The following is an 18,502-nucleotide window of genomic DNA, read 5'->3' as shown; positions in this document are numbered from 1 at the left end:
TAGCCGGAGCGAGTGCGACATCCGAGCCCGTGGTGGGTCGGATGTCGCACTCGTTTACTAGTTCTTGCCAGGAATGAGCGACTCGACGACGGAGAACGGCCACGGCCAACCGTTGCGGTCGCCGTTGAGCTTCTCGATTTCCTTCTCCAGTTCGTCGATGCGGTCCAGCGCTGCCGCGAGGCCGTCGACAAGGGTCAGGAATCCGCCGTCGGGATTGGGTCCGAGTTGCGGCCAGCCCTTCAATCCGGGACCACGAAGCTGAATCTGGATGTCGCGCAGTATTGCGTCCTGTTCGGGTGTCACGTCTGTCTCCTCCGGAGGATTGGGGTTGCCTTGTTGGTCCCCTAAGTAGTCCCACTGTCCGAAATCGGCAGTGAATGCTTCGTTGACGTCGCATGCCACACCGCCGACGTAGACGGTGCCGATGCGCTGGTGCATGTTGCGACGAGTCTCGACATTGCTGCCCGACCACGCCCCGGTCTGCCACGACCACCGTGCGGTGCCGTTGTCGAGTGCTCGGCTCACCGGCCAGTAGCCGCCGTAGATGCCGACGTTCTCCGGACCGAGCACCGACGCCGCACCGCGCAGGTAGTTGTCGATCGGAACCTGCTCGCCCGGAGTGGCGTCGAAGTCGACGGAAAAGTAGATCGGCCGGTCGGCCCGGCCGCCGCAGCGCAGGACCTGGGCGCGGGCAAGGTTGGAATCGTAGACTCCGGCGCCGTAGCCGTCGAGCATGCGGTTCGCCGTCGTCTCCCAGTTGGAGACGATCGAGACGCCGTTCGCGCGCAGGTCAGCGGCCTCGTTGGGGGTAAGAAGCTTGCCGGGCAGGCTCGGCCCACCGTCGGAGAGATACCGAACCACGAAGTCGTAGCCCGCTGCTCGTATGGCAGCCCCGCCGGGGCGTGCTGCCGAATAGTCCAGTCCCAATCGCATTGGCGCAACCTTAGTCGAGCGGTCCGACAACTACCCAGCGACGACAAAAGGGACAAATCGGACTACGTGCTGAGAACCCCCATGACGGGCAACCACTCCGTCACGCGGACCGCATCGATCAGTTCGGCGGTCGCGAACGGGTCTTCGGCGAGCCTGGCGTCGACGGCTGCGCGGTCAACGGCGCTGACGAGGATCAGCGCGCCGGAACCATCGACATACGGACCCGAGGAGACGACGAAGCCGTCGTCCACCTGCCGACCCAGCCACTCCCGATGGCTCGGACGGTGCTCGTCACGTCCGGCGACGGTTGCATCCGAATAGGTGTATTCGACGGCGAAAAGTGGCATCGATTGCTCCTGGGTGATCAGCGGGATCGAAAGATTCACAGAGACAACAACATTCGGGTGTTTCCGAGGGTGTTCGGTTTGACGTAACTGAGATCGAGGAACTCGGCGACACCGGTGTCGTAGGAACGACACATCTCGGCGTAGACCTCCGCGGTCACGGGAGTGCCGTCGATCTCGGCGAAACCGTACTTGCGGAAGAAGTCGACCTCGAACGTGAGGACGAACACGCGCGACAATTCGAGCTCCCGTGCAACCTGGATGAGCTGCGATACGACAAGCCCGCCGACCCCGAGGCCCTTGACCTTCGGATCGACTGCAACGGTACGTACTTCGCCCAGATCGGCCCACAGCACGTGCAGCGCGCCGCAGCCGATGATCTCGCCGTCGCGTTCGGCGACCCAGAACTCCTGGGTGGCCTCGTACAACGTGACGAGGTTCTTCTCGAGAAGGATTTTTCCGGAGTACACGTCGACGAGTCGCTTGATCTCCGGAACGTCCGATGTCCGCGCCCGCCGCACGACTGGCATAGTGTCGCCGGGACTTGGCGGCGAAGATGTCATGCGCGCAACATTAGTCATCCACCAACCCGATAGTCTTGGTTGGTGCCGGTCCGCCCATCTACCCGCCAGCGGGTCACCACGCCCCATCGCGGCTGTTGTAGGCCAAGCCTTGGAGTCGTCGGGTGAGCGCGCAACGCGAGGATCTGGCGAACGACGATCGCGACGATGCCGGCGTCGAGTCCGTGCCCGCAGCGGTGACGAGCGCAGGCAGCGAGGTCGGTCATCCGCCCGCCGGACCCGAAGTACCGCTCCTGAATATTGCGAACGTGCTGACGATGGTGCGAATCGCGATCGTCCCCGTCTTTCTGTGGGCACTGTTCGCGGACGGTGGGCACGACACGAATTGGCGGATCGTCGCTTTCCTGCTGTTCGCTGGGGCGGCTGTGACCGATCGTGTCGACGGCCAGTTGGCGCGCAAGTACGGACTCGTCACCGATTTCGGCAAACTCGCCGACCCGATCGCCGACAAAGCGCTCATCGGTGCAGCGCTTGTCGGCCTGTCGGCGCTCGGCGATCTGAGTTGGTGGGTGACCATCGTCATCGCGGTGCGTGAGTTGGGCATCACTGCCCTGCGCTTCAGCGTGTTGCGCCACGGCGTCATCCCGGCCAGCCGGGGCGGCAAACTGAAGACGCTGGTCCAGGCGTTCGCGATCGGCTTCTACATTCTTCCGCTTCCCGCTGGTCTCGCCGTTGTGAGCACGACCCTCATGGGAATCGCCGTAGCGCTGACCGTCATCACGGGCATCGACTACGTCGTGCAGTCCATCCGGTTGCGTGCCCACGTCCGCGCCCCGCAGCTCCGTCGATCGTGAATCGACCGTGAGTTCGGATTCGTCCGAGCCCGACCCGTTCGCCCACACCGCTGTCGGTGAACTGGTGTCCGAACTGGTGCACGCGGGCCAGACCGTCGCGACCGCCGAATCGTTGACGGCCGGGCTGCTTGCCGGTGCCATTGCAGGCGTACCTGGCGCGAGCGAAGTCCTCCGCGGCGGAGTGATCGTCTACGCAACCGACCTGAAGCACTCGATCGGTGGGGTGGACGCCGACGTCCTTGCAGCACAGGGACCTGTCGCGGCCGCTACCGCCGAGCAACTCGCGCTCGGAGCGAAGACGATATGCACGGCGGACTGGGGCGTCGGGCTTACCGGCGTTGCCGGCCCCGACACTCAGGACGGTCGAGCGGTCGGCACGGTTTTTCTCGGCATCGCTGGACCCGACGGGGTCGAGGCGATCCAGCTGGCGCTGACCGGTGATCGGTGGCAGATCCGGCTCGGCGCGGTCGATTCGGCTGTGTCGGAACTGGTTCATCGCCTTCGCGCGCAGAGATCACGCTAAGGTCGGGAACCAATCGGGTCGGCGTGAGCGTTGAACTGACGAGGTCGGTAGATTTGTGGCGACGGCGGGACGTAGATGGAGGAGCGAGATGGCGCTGCTATTGCGTGAGGCAATCGGTGACAGCCTGCGGCGTACCCGGGTGTCACAGAGTCGGACTCTGCGCGAGGTTTCCAATTCGGCGAGTGTGAGCCTCGGGTATCTGTCCGAGGTCGAGCGCGGCCGCAAGGAAGCATCGAGCGAATTGTTGGCGGCAATCTGCGATGCACTCGCGGTACCGCTCGCGGAAGTGCTGTTCGACGTGAGCGAGAGTATGGCCGATGCGTCCGGACGGACCGCTTCGGTCGCCCAACGGACGGACCGCGATGCAGCAGCCGAAACAGCTGCAGCGGCACGAATCGGCGGGGACACTCGAATCGTCATCCCAGCACCGACGACGCGGGCACTCGCCGCGGCATGACGATGGCCGCATCGGAGCGCTTCGGTTCTTCGTCGAGTAGTCGTTCCGTGCTGTGGACCGACGCAGAAACGGATAGATTCTCTGATGGGCACCGAATGTCGGCCGTGAAGACGGCTTGCGGCCCCGACATTGCAGGGCAGGCCCGAGTATGACTCGGGCAATCAAGACCACGTTCCGGTGCGTGACGGTCGCGTATCGGGTCGCGCTGAGCGCGGCGCAGCAGATGGAGGCGGGATCAACCGATGGCTAATCCGTTCGTGAAGGCCTGGAAGTACTTGATGGCCCTTTTCGACTCCAAGATCGAAGAGCACGCTGACCCGAAGGTCCAGATTCAGCAGGCGATCGAAGACGCGCAGCGTCAGCACCAGGCACTGTCCCAGCAGGCTGCGTCGGTTATCGGCAACCAGCGTCAGCTGGAGATGAAGCTGAACCGCCAGCTCGACGAGGTGGAGAAGCTCAACGCCAACGCGCGCCAGGCAGTCAACCTCGCCGATCAGGCCCAGAATGCGGGCGACACCGAAAAGGCGATCCAGTACACGAACGCCGCTGAAGCGTTCGCTGCGCAACTGGTGACGGCCGAGCAGGGCGTCGAAGACCTCAAGGTGCTGCACGACCAGTCGCTGCAGGCGGCTGCTCAGGCCAAGAAGGCCGTCGAGCAGAACGCGATGGCGTTGCAGTCGAAGGTCGCCGAGCGCACCAAGCTGCTCAGCCAGCTGGAGCAGGCGAAGATGCAGGAGCAGGTCAGCGCGTCGCTGCGGTCGATGGACAGCACACTGTCCGCGCCGGGCAACACGCCGAGCCTGGATGCTGTCCGCGACAAGATCGAGCGCCGGTACGCCAATGCGCTCGGGTCGGCGGAGCTGGCACAGAACTCGGTGCAGGGTCGCATGATGGAGGTCCAGCAGGCGAGCATCCAGATGGCAGGCCATTCGCGGCTCGAGCAGATCAGGGCTTCGATGAAGGGCGACGCATTGCCCTCCGGCGGTGCCACTCCGGCAGTTGCCCCGAAGACACAGGCCGGCCAGGGCGAGACCGCCAACTAGCGGACTCGCCGGCCTACGCACCCACGCGACCCGAGGTAGGCCCACATGCTGCGAGATATCGGAGATTCGGTACTTGTCTCGGTGCGGCGGTGGGCCGATCCGCGTGAGCGTGAAATTCGAAAACGGCGGCGTGCGCGTCGACGCGGCATTCGCTACGGCGCTGCGTCGGGGGTGACGGCACTCGGCGCAGCTGGCCTCGCGGTCGCTGCGGCACCGGTGTGGATCGTTGTGGCGACAACAGGTGGGGCCGCGGTGCTCGTTCTGCCTGCGGCACTTGCCACCAGAAAGTATTTGCGTCTCCGCGATGCGCCGCTCCCGCCCGCGGCGCCTCCGGTGCGGGCACTGCCACCGGCGGGTTCGTCGGCGCGGCCGGCCATTGCGCGTTTGGCGCACGTCGAGCGCAGTTTGCACGACGTGCTCGGTGTCGTGGCGCGACTCTCGCCCGTGCCCGCCGAAGAGTTGGCGGAGACGGCTGCGACAGCGCAGTCGGCAGCTGGGGCACTCGAAGCGCTGGCGGTCGACATCGTCGCGTTGGAGCGAGCCGCACACCGGGTCGGGCGGCCAGGTCCGGAACTGCAGCGGTCGATCGCCTTTGCCCTCGGTGAGTTGCTGTCGGGGTTGAGCGAGTACGAACATCTCCTCGAGGCTGCGGCGCGGATGACGTCGCCGCTCGGCCTCGAACAACGCTCGCCGCTGGCGTCGGCGAATCGCGAACTTCGTGTCGCAGCAGACCGTCTCGACGGCTGGGCCGATGCGCTCGCCGAACTGGCAAATCCCGCCGCGATCGGTCCGGGGCGTCCCTGACTCGCTGCCTGCGCTGCTGCCCAAGAGCCATCAGGGTCAACCCTGATCTTACCCTGATATTGCCTTTGACCTGCTGCTTTGCCGCGAGAGCCGTGCCAGTATCGGTGTTACACGGATCCCAAGATCTGGTGGATTCATCGAAGTTGGAGGCTTAGCGTGTTCTGGAAAATCATTGGCATCGTCGCACTGATCTGGATTGCATTGGCCGTGATCGGCGCGCTCATCAAGGGCCTGTTCCCGATCCTGGTGATCGGCGCGGTCGTGTTCGGTCTCTACATGCTCTACAAGGCGATTTCGGGATCCGACCACAAAGATCTGACCAAGATCTAGATTCGTCCGAATGGGCCGTCCGAGCACCCCAACGGTCTGCTAGACAGATCACCATGGAACCTGTACCAGAAGACTGGCAGCGCGGCATCGTGATCGCCGCGCACCCCGACGACATCGAATACGGCGCCGCAGCCGCTGTCGCCAGGTGGACCGCACAGGGCAAGGAGATCGCCTATGTGCTCGCGACCAGCGGCGAAGCGGGGATCGCGGGCCTGAACCCAGCGGAGTGCGGACCGTTGCGGGAGGCCGAGGAAATTCGATCGGCAGAGGTCGTCGGGGTGAGCGAGGTCGAGTTTCTCGCTCACCCCGACGGCCGTTTGACGGCAGGGCTCGACTTGCGTCGTGATCTGGCGAGGGCGATCAGGCGGCATCGCCCCGACCTCGTCGTTACCCTCCATCACGGTGAGACCTGGGGACCGGGAATGCTCAACAGCTCGGACCACCGGCTGCTCGGACTGGCGACGCTCGACGCCGCCGCCGACGCAGGCAACGAGTGGATCTTTCCGGACCTCGCCGATCTGGATCCATGGACGGCCAGGTGGGTGGCGGTGATGGCACCGAACGGCTCGCATGCCGTCGACGTGACGGATACGGTCGAGCAAGCCGTCGCGTCGCTGTGCGAGCATCGCCGTTATCTGGAAGCGTTGAGCGACGAGCCGGTAGAGGTGCAGGCGCGCAAGCAGATCGAGATGGTGACCGGCCCGATCGAGGGGTTCGCGGCCGAGCGTGCGGTGTGCTTCGAGCTCTACACGTTCATGGGGTGAGTCGACGTGCTGCGATCGCGGTACCGTCGCCGTCGAGGTGTTCGAGTGCGACCGCGCGGCCGGTGAGCAACAGCAACAACGACGCGATCGGTCCGCGAAGTTCGGGACCGGCACCGCGTGACCACTCGACGTCCGTCGCCGCCAATGCGAGCCCGCTGAACCTGCGTCGTGCTCGGTGCGGAAAACCGCTGTCCCACACGTGAGTTGCGGCCTTCGTCGCGGCATCGGTCGGCATATCGATGCACCGACCGAGGGGAAGCGCGATGTCCTGGGTGTGAACGAGGACATCCGCGAGTGGGTCGAGGTGAGTGGTGCCCGGCGGACGACGGCGTGAATCGACCGCCCTACGAAGCTCTTCGACGAGTTGCTCGATCGGGCGCTCGGCTCGCCGCACTGCCGAGTCGTGCACCAAACGGTTGAAACTGCCTCGGGCGCGGATGATTTCGACCACGGCGGTGCCGTAGTCGAACTGCGTCCCCAGAGCGATGTGGGTGACGACGTCGCGAACCCGCCAGCCGTCGCACAGAGAGTCGGCGTCCCATTCGCTTGGAGTGAGCGATTCGGCGAGGTCGACCAATGCGGCACGCGCGGTAGCCGTTGCGGTCCATACCGATTCGATCTCGGAGGCATTTGTGTTCATCGCTCTGTAAACCTCCCGGTCGGAAGATAGTAAGTTACTATGACTATAATAGTCAGAACATCTTACTATTTCAAGGGTTGGTCATGACCGAGCCGAACACCGGACTGTTGCTATTCATCCCGTATCGATACCTGGAGAACGCAGTCTTCGATGCGGTTCGCGCCGCCGGTTACGACGACTTGACGATGGCGCAGTCGCGAATCTTTCAACGGATCTCCGAAAAGGGTTCGCGAGCAACCGACCTCGCCGAACAGGCGCAGGTGACGAAGCAGACCGCCGGGTTTCTAGTCGATCAGCTCGAACGTGCCGGCTACGTCCGCAGAGTTGCCGACCCCGTCGATGCGCGCGCACGTCTTGTCGAGGTGACGCAGCGCGGTAAAGACGCATCCTCCGTTGCCGCGGCAGCACTTGCAGCGGTGGAAACGCAGTGGGAGGCCAAGCTCGGACCGCGGCGAATGCGTGCGCTCCGGGCAGCGCTACTGGAACTTGTCGAGATCACCGACCCGTTCGGCGGTCCTCCGAGCCTGGCGTCCTCCGAGTGAGCAGGTGTGACGGCATCGACGCGGGGTGTCCTGTGGCACTCTGGTGCGATGCGAGTTGCCGTAGTCGCCGGACCCGATCCTGGCCATGCTTTTCCGGCTATCGCGTTGTGCCGCAGGTTTCTCGACGCCGGTGATCAGCCGATGCTCTTCACCGGCGCCCGCTGGCTCGACGATGCCAAGAAGGCGGGCATCACCGCACAGCGACTCAAGGGCCTCGCGCCACGGGTCGAGGACGACGACATGGACGCGGGCCGGCGCATCCACGAGCGGGCCGCCTACATCTCGACCGAGCTGCTGCCGGATCTGAGCGCGACCCTTCCCGAACTCGTCGTCTCCGACATCCTGACCGCAGGCGGTGGCCTCGCTGCGGAGCGCTTGGACGTGCCGTGGGTCGAGCTGTCGCCGCATCCGTTGTATGCACCCTCGAAAGCGTTGCCGCCCATAGGGAGTGGTCTTGCGCCGGGTGAGGGAATCGGCGGTCGGCTGCGGGACAACCTGATGCGAGCGGCGACGGGCCGATCGATTCGGCAGGGTTTGGCGCAGCGCAGCCGGGCACGCGTCGGCGTCGGCCTACCCGAACTCGACCCCGGGCCTTCCGCAAGGCTGATCGCGACACTGCCTGCCCTCGAGGTGCCCAGACCCGACTGGCCTGCCGAGGCCCACGTGATCGGGCCGCTGCACTGGGAGCCGACCGAGGCGGTACTCGAGCTGCCGCCCGGTGCTGCGCCGCTCGTCATGGTGGCACCGTCGACCGCGTTCACCGGAGCGGTCGGAATGGTCGAGGCGACGTTGGCCGGGCTGGCCGACGCCGATGTACGGGTTGCCGTCTCGACCCTGGATCCACCACCTGCGGACCTGCCTGCCTGGGCGACCGCGGGATTGGGGCGTCAGGACGAATTGCTCACCCACGCAGCGGTTGTCGTCTGCGGTGCAGGCCACGGGCTGCTGTCGAAGGCGCTGCTCGCCGGTGTTCCCGTCGTCGCGGTTCCCGGAGGTGGCGATCAGTGGGAACTTGCGAATCGGGCGGCGCGGCAGGGGAGTGCGGTCATCGTGCGACCGCTGTCGGCGGAGGCGGTACGCGCCGCCGTCCTCGAAGTGCTCGGCGATCCCCGGTTCGCCGCCGCTGCTGCGCACGCGGCTGCAACGGCGAACGACGTCGACGACCCGGTCGCGGTGTGCCGGAAGGTGCTCGCAGGCTGAGCGGTCGGAGGTCGTTGCGGTCGGGCGGCGGTCGGGTGTCGCGATCGGGTTCGGCGATTCCGCTACGGTGGCGTGGTGCGACTTACCGATTTCCACGAGCTCGTCCACGGTGAGTTCGGCGTTGCCAGGGGCGATTCCATCCTGACCGACCATGTGCTCGCCTCGATCGCAGGCCGGACCCCGCTGCGCGCGATCGACGACGGCGTCGATCCCCGCGAGGTCTGGCGTGCGCTGTGTGCCGAGTTCGACGTTCCCCGCTCACGCTGGTAGGTCGCGGTCGGCGTCGGGGAGGTGTCCGGCGAAACGGGCGCGAAGTCGTCGGCGTGTCATCGCCGGATGTGTTTGACTCGAACAGGTGTTCCCCTATGCTGGTGGAGAACTGATCGACTGACAGCCAAAGCTGCAGGTCAGACCGAAAACCACGAACTTGTCGGTACCTGGTTCTAACGTAACCGCCATTCGCTGGACGAGTATTCGAGACAAGGGGAACACGATGGCACCACAGGCACACGATCGCGACAAGGCACTGGAACTGGCCTTGGCCCAGATCGACAAGAACTTCGGCAAGGGGTCGGTGATGCGCCTCGGTGACGACGTTCGCCCGCCTATCGGCGTCATCCCGACCGGTTCCATCGCGCTCGATGTCGCGCTCGGTATCGGTGGTCTGCCCCGCGGTCGCGTGGTCGAGATCTACGGCCCCGAGTCGTCGGGTAAGACGACGGTCGCGTTGCACGCGGTCGCGAATGCGCAGGCTGCAGGCGGGATCGCCGCATTCATCGACGCCGAGCATGCGCTGGATCCGGACTATGCGAAGAAGCTCGGTGTCGACACCGATGCCCTGCTGGTCTCGCAGCCGGATACCGGCGAGCAGGCACTCGAAATCGCGGACATGCTGATCCGGTCCGGTGCGCTGGACATCCTGGTGATCGACTCGGTCGCCGCACTTGTGCCGCGTGCGGAGATCGAGGGCGAGATGGGCGACAGTCACGTCGGTCTGCAGGCTCGCCTGATGAGTCAGGCGCTGCGCAAGATGACGGGTGCGCTGAGCAACTCGAACACCACCGCCATCTTCATCAACCAGCTCCGCGAGAAGATCGGCGTGATGTTCGGTTCACCCGAAACGACCACCGGCGGTAAGGCATTGAAGTTCTACGCCTCGATCCGGCTGGACGTGCGCCGCATCGAAACTCTCAAGGACGGCACCGACGCAGTCGGTAACCGCACCCGTGTGAAGGTCGTCAAGAACAAGGTTGCTCCGCCGTTCAAGCAGGCCGAGTTCGACATCCTGTACGGCTTCGGAATCAGCAGGGAGGGTTCGCTGATCGACATGGGTGTGGAGCACGGCTTCATTCGGAAGTCGGGATCCTGGTACACCTACGAAGGCGATCAGCTCGGCCAGGGCAAAGAAAATGCTCGAAAGTTCCTGTTGCAGAACGTCGATGTCTGCAACGAGATCGAGAAGAAGATCAAGGAAAAGCTCAACATCGGTGCCGACGTCACAGCAGTGGAAGACGCGCCTGCTCCGGTCGACTTCTAGGGTCGGCGATGGAGCGGGCTACCCGAACGAACGAGGGTAAGCCCAGCGGTGGCACGGAGGCGCAGGCAAAAGATGTATGCCTGCGCCTCCTCACCGACCGGGCACGCAGCAGGGCCGAGTTGGCACAAAGTCTCGCGAAGAAGGGGTACACGCCCGACATCGCCGAGCGGACACTGGATCGGCTCGCCCACGTCGGACTGATCGACGACGCATCCTTCGCCGAACAGTGGGTACATTCGCGGCACACGTACTCGGGCAAAGGTAAGCAGGCCCTCGCACTCGAACTGCGCCGCAAGGGAATCGAGCAGGAGATAGCGTCGCAGGCGCTGTCGCAGATCTCCCGCGACGACGAGCAAGAACGAGCAACCGAACTCGTCCGACGCAAACTACGGACCCTCGCGGTCCCTGCCGATCCGGCCGAACGCGACAAGATCGTCCGCAGGCTTGTCGGCATGCTCGCACGCCGAGGCTACGGCCAGTCCCTGGCCTTCGGAGTCGTCAAAGCCGAACTCGAACACGCAGGCTCCGACACCGACGATCTACTCGACGGTGACTGAGCAGCAGATCATAGGGGTCCGCCGGCGACCGCGATCGGCTTCTGCGGTCCGCCGGTTCGGGAGAGTCGGCGTTGGATGTATTCGGCAAGTTTGGTGAGACCGTAGTTGAACAAAATGAAGATGATCGCCGTGACGAGATACATCTGAATCGGATTGCGCAGGTTCTGGATCAGGATGCCGCTGGTCCGCATCAATTCCAGATAGCCGCCGAGAATGGCAATGAGCGAGGTGTCCTTGAGGATCACGACGAGCTGGCTGATAAGTGCAGGCAACATCACTCGAATGGCCTGAGGTAGCAAGATCATCCGCAAGCTCTGGCCACGGGTGAGACCCAGTGACAATGCGGCCTCGTTCTGCCCCCTCGGTAGCGACGCGACGCCGGCACGCACGATCTCGGCGATGATGACCGAGTTGTACGCGGTGAGGCCGATAACGAGGAACCACAACAGTTCACCGCCCGGCAGACCCGAGAGGTCGAGACCGGCAGCCTCGGCGATTCGTGAGGTCAGGTAGATCGCAAGAATCACCGGCAGTCCGCGGAGGAGTTCGATGATCGCAATCAGAGGCATGCGAGCGTACTTGCCGGCAGAGATTCGAAGCACACCGATGATCACGCCGATGACGAGCGACAGGACGATCGCAAGACCTGCTGCGGTCAACGTGTTTTTGAGCCCGGTACCGATTCGCTCCCAGACCACAGTGAAATCCGAATTGCTCGGATCGAAGAGTGGTCCCCACTTGTCGTACTCGAACTGTCCGGAATCGTTGAGCTTCTTCGCGGCCAAGGCGAAGATCGCGAGCACGAGAAGGAGAGCAATGACGCTGAAGATGCGCGCCCGTTGCCGTGCCCGCGGACCCGGGGCATCGAACAGCACGGTGGCGCCGGGACTGCTCGCCTTCTTGACCTTCTTCTTCGGTTCGACTGTCGAGACGGTGCTCATCGTGCGATCGCCACCTTTCGCTCGATGACCTGTAGTGCAATTCCGGCCGGGATAGTGATGCAGAGATAGCCGATTGCCACTCCCGTGAACACCGGCAGCGATGCGTAGCCTTGCGCGCTGGCGAGATTCTGGCCGGTGCTCCAGAGATCACCGCCGACTCCGAAAGCGCCGAGAACAGCGGAGTTCTTGAACATCGCGATCAGAACGCTGCCGAGTGGGGGAACCACCGTCCGCAGCGCCTGCGGAAGCACGATGAGAGTAAGCGACTGACCGAACGTCAGACCGATCGAGCGGGCGGCCTCGGCCTGCCCTGCCGATATCGAATTGATGCCCGACCGTACGGCCTCGCACACGAATGCGGACGTGTAGATCACCAGAGCCGCGAGGCCGAAACGGTAGTAACTCGCGTTGATGCCGAGCTCGGGAAGCCCGAATGCGAAGAAAAACAGAACCACCGTCAGCGGAGTGTTGCGCACGATGTTGACGTAGGCCGTTCCCACCCACCGCATGGTGGGGACCGGCGAAACTCGGAGTGCAGCAATGAGTATGCCGAGGATCAGCGATCCAACCAGCCCGAGAAAACAGATCTGTACCGATGTGAGAAAACCGGACCAGTAGAGATCGAAGTTGTCGAATACGACACCCACCGCGTGCACTTCCTCCCGTTGCGTCGATCGAGTGAACCGAGCCGACGCGTGACATCGAGCCTGTGGGGGCCCGATGTCACGCGTCGAAGAAAATCAACTACACGGTGCGGCTTCGGGAAGCGTCGGTGTCTTCGCGCCCTCGACCGAACCCGCGGTGTCCTTCCAAGCGGCTTCGTAGGCACCTGACTCGCTGGCGGACTTCAGTTGCTGATCGATGAAGTTGCAGAAAGCGGTGTCGCCCTTCTTGATACCGATTCCGTACGGCTCCTTGGTGAACTGATCGCCGACCAGTTTGAACGCGCCGTCCGATTGGGCGACGAAGCCGAGGAGGATGACGTTGTCCGTCGTGACGGCCTGTACCTGTCCGGTCCGGAGTGCGTCAGCACACTTGGAGTAGACGTCGAACAGCACGAGTTGCTGATCGGCATTCGCGAGATACGGCTTGATCTGCTCGCTCGGCGTCGATCCCGTGACCGAGCAGACCTTGGTATCGGGATTCGACTTCAACGCATCGGGTCCGGTGATGGTGGAGTCGCCTTCGGCGACCATCAACTGCTGGCCCGCTTCGTAGTACGGACCTGCGAACGAGATGCGCTCCTTGCGAGCGTCGTTGATCGTGTACGTGGCGACGACGAGGTCGACGGAACCGTTTTCGATCAGTTCTTCTCGCCGCTGCGACGGTGCTTCGACGAATTCGATGTCGCCGGGCTCGAGTCCAAGGCCTGCGGACACGATCTTCGCGATCTCGACGTCGAATCCTTCGTAGCCTCCGGACAGGCTTTGCAGACCGAAGCCGGGCTGATCGAACTTGATGCCGACCTTCACCTTTCCGGCATCGGAGAGTCGGGCCATGGTCGATCCCTGCTCGAAACTGGGACTTTCCGCGACCGATACTCGCGATTCCGAATCATCTTTGCTGCTACCGCATGCCGCTACGGAGAGCATCAGGAGCGCAGCACCTGCTGCGACTAAACGACGGTGCATTTTCTGTATCCCGATTCTGTTGTATGCCCGACTGGGCGACTTGTATTGAACTTCAACTACCGACGATCAATGCTCGAGAATTTTGGAGAGGAAGTCCTGGGCCCGCGCACTCTGCGGATTCGAGAAGAACTCGTCGGGAGTGTTTTCTTCGACAATCTGACCGTCCGCCATAAACACGACCCGATCGGCGGCCCGGCGCGCGAAGCCCATTTCGTGAGTGACGACAACCATCGTCATCCCGTCCTTGGCCAGCGCTGTCATGACGTCGAGCACTTCGTTGATCATTTCCGGATCGAGCGCCGACGTCGGTTCGTCGAAGAGCATCACCTTGGGGTCCATCGCGAGCGACCGAGCGATGGCGACTCGCTGCTGTTGCCCACCCGACAGATGCGCAGGCAACTTGTCGGCTTGACTGGCAATCCCGACTCGTTCGAGAAGTTCGGTTGCTCGCGCGGCCGCCTTGTCCTTGTCGATCTTGCGCACTTTGATGGGGCCGAGGGTCACATTGTCGTGAACGCTCTTGTGGGCGAACAGATTGAACGACTGGAAGACCATGCCGACGTCCGATCGAAGGGCAGCAAGCGCCTTGCCCTCTTCGGGCAGTTGCTTTCCGTCGACGGTGATCGTGCCCGAGTCGATCGTTTCCAACCTGTTGATGGTCCGGCACAGGGTCGATTTGCCGGATCCCGACGGGCCGATGACCACGACTACTTCACCGGTGTGGATGGTCAGATTGATGTCTTTGAGCACGTGCAGATCACCGAAGTGTTTGTTCACGTTCTCGAGGACGACCAACGGTGTGCGTACTTGGGCCATGGCTGATGACCCTATGCGGATTCCTGTGAATTGCCACACGAATCGAGGCAGCGAGTCGCAGGCGGTTGAAAATTTTCACCTCGGTGACGTGTGGCGTTGCCGTCCGCGGAGTTTTCGCCGGATCCGTCCGGAGCCGGCGCAAACCACACATCACACCGGATTCGAGCGGTCTGATCGGTCGTCTACCTGTGCAGATACCGGGAGGGGCAACGCCGTGGGCTAGTCTGAAGCGTGTCAACGAAGGTCGACGAAGTCGTAGAAACCGCATCCTCCGAACGTCCCGAACAACCCAGCTCCGAACAACGCAGCTACGAAGTTCGGACGTACGGCTGTCAGATGAACGTGCACGATTCCGAGCGCCTGTCGGGTCTCCTCGAAGAGGCGGGGTACACGAAGGCCGCGACCGGTACCAGCGCCGATCTTGTCGTCTTCAATACGTGCGCGGTCCGTGAGAACGCGGACAACAAGCTGTACGGCAACCTCAGTCAGCTTGCGCCGGTGAAGCAGGAACGTCCCGGTATGCAGATCGCCGTCGGCGGCTGCCTCGCGCAGAAGGACCGTGACGTGGTCGTCCGCAAGGCGCCCTGGGTCGATGTCGTCTTCGGTACCCACAACATCGGATCGCTGCCTGCGTTGCTCGAGCGTGCGCGTCATAACAACGAGGCACAGGTCGAAATCCTCGAATCGCTCGAAGCATTCCCCTCGACCCTGCCTGCGAAGCGCGAGTCCGCGTATGCCGGGTGGGTGTCGATCTCGGTGGGCTGCAACAACACCTGCACGTTCTGCATCGTCCCGGCCCTGCGTGGCAAGGAGGTCGACCGCCGCCCCGGCGACGTGTTGGCCGAAGTGCAGGCGCTGGTCGACGAGGGGGTGCTCGAGGTGACGCTGCTCGGGCAGAACGTCAATGCCTACGGTGCGTCGTTCGCCGATCCCGAGCTCGGTCGCGACCGTGGCGCGTTCGCCGCACTGCTGCACGCGTGTGGTGACATCGACGGCCTGGAACGGGTCCGGTTCACCTCTCCGCATCCGGCGGAGTTCACCGACGACGTGATCGAGGCGATGGCGGCGACCCCGAACGTGTGCCCGCAGTTGCACATGCCGTTGCAGTCGGGCTCGGATCGGGTACTCCGCTCGATGCGCCGCTCCTACCGCAAGACACGCTTCCTCGGCATCATCGAGAAGGTCCGCGCCGCGATGCCGCACGCGGCGATCACCACCGACATCATCGTCGGATTCCCCGGCGAGACCGAGGAAGATTTCGCCGAGACCCTCGATGTCGTTCGCAAGGCACGTTTTACGAGCGCGTACACCTTCCAGTACTCGAAACGTCCAGGAACGCCTGCCGCCGAGATGGCCGATCAGGTACCGAAGGCGGTCGTCCAGGAACGTTTCGAACGGTTGATCGCGCTGCAGGAGGAAGTGTCGCTCGAGGAGAACCGCAAGATCGTCGGGCGGGAAGTCGAGCTACTCGTCGCCGATGCGCCCAACAAGAAGAATGTGGCCGCGGCACGGATGAGCGGTCGCGCGCGCGACGGACGGCTCGTGCACTTTCCCCCGATCGGCGCGATCGACGGAACCGTTCGTCCAGGCGACATCGTTACCGTCGACGTCACGTCGGCCGCACCGCATTTCCTCATCGCGGACGGACTTGTGAAGAGCCATCGCAGAACTCGGGCCGGTGACGCGTTCGAGCGTGGCGTCACACCGAAGACACCACCCATCGGAGTTGGACTAGGACTACCGCAGATCGGCGTTCCGGCGCCGCTGCCTGCGGTGACAGGATGCAGCGCGTGAGCAACTCGGACAAGCGAACCGACCCCTTCGATCAGTTTCGTGATGATGTCGATGCCGTCGAGAAGAAGATGGCGGGTGAGATCGATCCAGGTGTGCGTGCCGTCGTCGTCGCCGTGCTCGTCGTCGTGCTGCTGGCCAGCCTCGCGTTGCCGCACACCGGCGCAGCGAAAGGTTTCGACGTCCTCGCAGGCGACGATGTCGCATTGGCCGAGTACATCGCGTTGCCGTCGCGGCTGTTCGTCTGGTTCGCGCTTGTCTTCGGTGTCGGTTTCTCGACGATCGCGCTGCTGACCCGGCGGTGGGTCCTTGCCTGGATTGCCGTCGCCGGATCAGCCGTCGCGACCGTGTTCGGCATGCTCGCGATCTGGAGTCGCCAGACGCTGGCTCCCGATCATCCGGGCGGTGGCCCCGGAATCGGTCTTGTCCTCGGCTGGATCACCATTGCGGTCCTGTCGTTCCACTGGATCCGTGTCGTGTGGAGCCGGACCGCTCTGCTGCTCGAAGCCGAGGAGCAACGTCGAATCAAGGCGGCAGCGCAGGACCACGGTCCGGACTGGCGTCAGCCGAAATAGCCGAACCAAGCGGATCGAGGGGACCGCTGACGACGGTCAGCGTCGTGAGGGGCCCTTCGATCCGTGAAGGTCAGCGGTTGGTGACCGCGCCTTCGGCGGCTTCGGCCCATTCGCGCCACTGCTTGGCCTGCTCGAGCGCCTTCTCCGCGTCACGGCGCTTGCCCGCTGCTGTTGCTTTTGCGGCTTGCTCCTCGAACGCTGCGACGCGTTCACGGAACTGGGCGGCGCGCGCGACGGCTTCGGGGTCGGTACGTCGCCATTGCGAATCGGCGGCGTCGCGGACACGCTTCTCTATTGCCCGCAGCCGAGCTTCGAGGTCGGCCATCTTCTCCCGCGGGACCTTGCCCGCTGCGTCCCACTTCTCGAGAAGCTCGCGCAATGCTGCTCGCGCGCCGTCGATGTCGGCGACAGGATCGATGTGCGCAGCTTTCGCCAGCAGCGACTCCTTGACCTTCGCGTTCTCTTCGAACTCCGAATCACGTTCGGACGCTTCGGCATTGCGTGCCGCGAAGAACACGTCCTGGGCACCTTTGAAACGCTTCCACAAAGCGTCGTCTGCTTCGCGCGGTGCCCGACCGGCAGCCTTCCATTCGACGAGGAGATCGCGGAACGTCGCCGACGTCGGACCCCACTCGGTCGACTGCGACAACTCTTCGGCCTTGGCGACCAGTTCTTCCTTGCGGGTCTTGGCAGCCGCCCGTTCGCGATCGAGTTCGGCGAAGTGCGCACCCCGGCGCCGGTTGAATCCTTCGCGCGCCTTCGAGTACCGCTTCCACAGTGCGTCATCGACCTTGCGATCGACGCCGCGGATGGTCTTCCACTCGTCGAGGATCTCGCGCAGCCGATCGCCCGCCGTTTTCCACTGCGTCGATTCCGTGCTGATCTGCTCGGCTTCGGCGCACAATTTTTCCTTGCGCTCCGTGTGCTCGTGCCGGACCCGGTCTTTTTCTTCCTTGGCGTGCGCGGCGGCTTCGTCGGAATGCTCGACGATGGCGGCGAGTCGGCGGGCGAGGGAGTCGACGTCGCCGATGACCGCTGCTGTGGGAAGCGCGTCGGCGATCGCTGTCGCTGCCGCCTTGGTTTTGCGTGCGTCGCCGGTTCCCGAGGCCAACCTGGCTTCGAGGAGGGTCACCTCGGTGGCGAGATCGTCGAAACGGCGACCGAAGTGGGCAAGACCTTCGGTCGCGTCGCCTGCCTGCCACGATCCGATCTGACGTTCACCGTCGGCGGTCTTGACCCAGGCCGTGCCGTCTTCGTCGACGCGTCCGAAGAGGCTCGGGTCGCTCGCGGCAGGCACGACAACCGTATGTAGATGTGCTGGACCAGGTTTGGGGCCGGTCGGTTTGACGGCGTGTGGTTTGGGTGCGTCGGCTCGCGGACTCGGACCACCCGGCTTCGGAATGCCGGTGGGCGCGGGACCGGGGCGAGGTCCGCCGGGCTTCGGTGCTCCCGCGGCCGGTGCGCCCGGTTGGCCGGCGTCCGGTGCGGGCGTGGGAACCTCGGCCACCGTTCCGCTCGATTGCGGCGCATCCGTTGCCTGTGAACCGGATGCCAGTGCGCTGATTTCGGGTGTGCCGGTTTCCTCTGCGCCTGCTGCCGGACTGTTCGAGTCGGGTGTCCCTGCTTCGATTCCGCTGCCGTCGGTCATCGCTTTTCCTCGTCTCTGCCGCGCGTCACGGCTGCCTTGTGCGTGTTGCTC

General features: G+C 64.0%; 23 protein-coding genes. 14 read left to right on the top strand and 9 right to left on the bottom strand.

Annotation, left to right across the window (positions count from 1 at the left end; translation table 11 throughout):
* Positions 1-57 precede the first annotated feature (57 nt).
* The 3 genes from JGU71_RS21560 to JGU71_RS21550 form a co-directional block, all read right to left on the bottom strand.
* Positions 58-933 (bottom strand): DUF1906 domain-containing protein, encoded by an 876-nt coding sequence (locus JGU71_RS21560; protein ID WP_199706380.1) that lies wholly within the window; start codon positions 931-933, stop codon positions 58-60.
* Between the two features lie 62 nt (positions 934-995).
* On the bottom strand, positions 996-1,280 hold the full coding sequence (locus JGU71_RS21555) for a YciI family protein (protein WP_199706541.1): 285 nt from the start codon (positions 1,278-1,280) through the stop codon (positions 996-998).
* Positions 1,281-1,315: 35 nt separating this feature from the next.
* Positions 1,316-1,840: an amino-acid N-acetyltransferase gene (locus JGU71_RS21550; protein ID WP_199706378.1), complete on the bottom strand. Its 525-nt coding sequence runs from the start codon at positions 1,838-1,840 to the stop codon at positions 1,316-1,318.
* Between the two features lie 182 nt (positions 1,841-2,022).
* Between JGU71_RS21550 and pgsA the strand changes: the two genes are divergently transcribed.
* From pgsA to JGU71_RS21515, 7 genes are all read left to right on the top strand, one after another.
* Complete coding sequence (gene pgsA, locus JGU71_RS21545) at positions 2,023-2,652, top strand: CDP-diacylglycerol--glycerol-3-phosphate 3-phosphatidyltransferase (protein WP_307829760.1); 630 nt, start codon at positions 2,023-2,025, stop codon at positions 2,650-2,652.
* A gap of 7 nt (positions 2,653-2,659) precedes the next feature.
* Positions 2,660-3,175: a CinA family protein gene (locus JGU71_RS21540; protein WP_199706376.1), complete on the top strand. Its 516-nt coding sequence runs from the start codon at positions 2,660-2,662 to the stop codon at positions 3,173-3,175.
* 88 nt (positions 3,176-3,263) lie between these two features.
* Positions 3,264-3,632 (top strand): helix-turn-helix domain-containing protein, encoded by a 369-nt coding sequence (locus JGU71_RS21535; RefSeq protein ID WP_199706374.1) that lies wholly within the window; start codon positions 3,264-3,266, stop codon positions 3,630-3,632.
* Between the two features lie 242 nt (positions 3,633-3,874).
* Entirely contained in the window at positions 3,875-4,675 is an 801-nt protein-coding gene (locus tag JGU71_RS21530) for a PspA/IM30 family protein (RefSeq protein ID WP_199706372.1), read from the top strand.
* A gap of 45 nt (positions 4,676-4,720) precedes the next feature.
* On the top strand, positions 4,721-5,479 hold the full coding sequence (pspM, locus tag JGU71_RS21525; RefSeq protein ID WP_199706370.1) for a phage shock envelope stress response protein PspM: 759 nt from the start codon (positions 4,721-4,723) through the stop codon (positions 5,477-5,479).
* 156 nt (positions 5,480-5,635) lie between these two features.
* Positions 5,636-5,809 (top strand): hypothetical protein, encoded by a 174-nt coding sequence (locus tag JGU71_RS21520; protein ID WP_199706368.1) that lies wholly within the window; start codon positions 5,636-5,638, stop codon positions 5,807-5,809.
* 53 nt (positions 5,810-5,862) lie between these two features.
* Positions 5,863-6,573, top strand: a complete 711-nt coding sequence (locus JGU71_RS21515; protein ID WP_199706366.1) for a PIG-L deacetylase family protein — start codon at positions 5,863-5,865, stop codon at positions 6,571-6,573.
* Here the strand turns inward: JGU71_RS21515 and JGU71_RS21510 are convergent.
* On the bottom strand, positions 6,563-7,213 hold the full coding sequence (locus tag JGU71_RS21510; RefSeq protein WP_199706364.1) for a maleylpyruvate isomerase family mycothiol-dependent enzyme: 651 nt from the start codon (positions 7,211-7,213) through the stop codon (positions 6,563-6,565). The two genes, JGU71_RS21515 and JGU71_RS21510, sit on opposite strands and share 11 nt — an antisense overlap.
* Positions 7,214-7,296: 83 nt before the next feature.
* On the opposite strand from JGU71_RS21510, the gene JGU71_RS21505 reads away from it, so the two are divergent.
* The 5 genes from JGU71_RS21505 (at position 7,297) to recX (ending at position 11,049) form a co-directional block, all read left to right on the top strand.
* Positions 7,297-7,755 (top strand): MarR family winged helix-turn-helix transcriptional regulator, encoded by a 459-nt coding sequence (locus tag JGU71_RS21505; protein ID WP_199706362.1) that lies wholly within the window; start codon positions 7,297-7,299, stop codon positions 7,753-7,755.
* A 48-nt stretch (positions 7,756-7,803) separates the two neighbouring features.
* The gene (locus JGU71_RS21500) at positions 7,804-8,955 is read left to right on the top strand and encodes a glycosyltransferase (protein WP_199706360.1); all 1,152 of its coding nucleotides are present in this window, start codon (positions 7,804-7,806) and stop codon (positions 8,953-8,955) included.
* Positions 8,956-9,030: 75 nt separating this feature from the next.
* On the top strand, positions 9,031-9,225 hold the full coding sequence (locus JGU71_RS21495; protein WP_199706358.1) for a DUF3046 domain-containing protein: 195 nt from the start codon (positions 9,031-9,033) through the stop codon (positions 9,223-9,225).
* Positions 9,226-9,448: 223 nt separating this feature from the next.
* Positions 9,449-10,492 carry a recombinase RecA gene (gene recA, locus JGU71_RS21490; protein WP_199706356.1) on the top strand — a complete coding sequence of 348 codons (1,044 nt, stop codon included), beginning with the start codon at positions 9,449-9,451 and terminating at the stop codon, positions 10,490-10,492.
* Between the two features lie 8 nt (positions 10,493-10,500).
* Positions 10,501-11,049 (top strand): recombination regulator RecX, encoded by a 549-nt coding sequence (gene recX, locus JGU71_RS21485; protein ID WP_199706354.1) that lies wholly within the window; start codon positions 10,501-10,503, stop codon positions 11,047-11,049.
* Between the two features lie 8 nt (positions 11,050-11,057).
* On the opposite strand, the gene JGU71_RS21480 is transcribed toward recX, so the two are convergent.
* The 4 genes from JGU71_RS21480 to JGU71_RS21465 form a co-directional block, all read right to left on the bottom strand.
* Positions 11,058-11,990 carry an amino acid ABC transporter permease gene (locus tag JGU71_RS21480; protein ID WP_199706351.1) on the bottom strand — a complete coding sequence of 311 codons (933 nt, stop codon included), beginning with the start codon at positions 11,988-11,990 and terminating at the stop codon, positions 11,058-11,060.
* The gene (locus tag JGU71_RS21475) at positions 11,987-12,637 is read right to left on the bottom strand and encodes an amino acid ABC transporter permease (RefSeq protein WP_199706349.1); all 651 of its coding nucleotides are present in this window, start codon (positions 12,635-12,637) and stop codon (positions 11,987-11,989) included. Before JGU71_RS21475 ends, JGU71_RS21480 begins: the two co-directional genes overlap by 4 nt.
* A gap of 93 nt (positions 12,638-12,730) precedes the next feature.
* Positions 12,731-13,489: a glutamate ABC transporter substrate-binding protein gene (locus JGU71_RS21470; protein WP_233529857.1), complete on the bottom strand. Its 759-nt coding sequence runs from the start codon at positions 13,487-13,489 to the stop codon at positions 12,731-12,733.
* Between the two features lie 198 nt (positions 13,490-13,687).
* Positions 13,688-14,437: an amino acid ABC transporter ATP-binding protein gene (locus JGU71_RS21465; protein WP_372433212.1), complete on the bottom strand. Its 750-nt coding sequence runs from the start codon at positions 14,435-14,437 to the stop codon at positions 13,688-13,690.
* Positions 14,438-14,668: 231 nt separating this feature from the next.
* Here JGU71_RS21465 and miaB point away from each other — a divergent pair, with 231 nt between their 5' ends.
* Together miaB and JGU71_RS21455 are read left to right on the top strand one after the other, a co-directional pair.
* Positions 14,669-16,231 carry a tRNA (N6-isopentenyl adenosine(37)-C2)-methylthiotransferase MiaB gene (gene miaB / locus JGU71_RS21460; protein ID WP_199706345.1) on the top strand — a complete coding sequence of 521 codons (1,563 nt, stop codon included), beginning with the start codon at positions 14,669-14,671 and terminating at the stop codon, positions 16,229-16,231.
* Positions 16,219-16,803, top strand: coding sequence for an Rv2732c family membrane protein (locus tag JGU71_RS21455; protein WP_199706343.1), 585 nt, complete (start codon positions 16,219-16,221; stop codon positions 16,801-16,803). Before miaB ends, JGU71_RS21455 begins: the two co-directional genes overlap by 13 nt.
* A 70-nt stretch (positions 16,804-16,873) precedes the next feature.
* Here the strand turns inward: JGU71_RS21455 and JGU71_RS21450 are convergent, their stop codons facing one another.
* The gene (locus tag JGU71_RS21450; RefSeq protein ID WP_233529856.1) at positions 16,874-18,451 is read right to left on the bottom strand and encodes a DUF349 domain-containing protein; all 1,578 of its coding nucleotides are present in this window, start codon (positions 18,449-18,451) and stop codon (positions 16,874-16,876) included.
* Positions 18,452-18,502 lie beyond the last annotated feature (51 nt).

Origin of the sequence: Antrihabitans stalagmiti (genome assembly GCF_016482825.1) — a bacterium.
GTDB lineage: Bacteria > Actinomycetota > Actinomycetes > Mycobacteriales > Mycobacteriaceae > Antrihabitans > Antrihabitans stalagmiti.
Note: the sequence above shows the minus strand (reverse complement) of the source record. Positions and strands in the feature narration are given on the sequence as shown.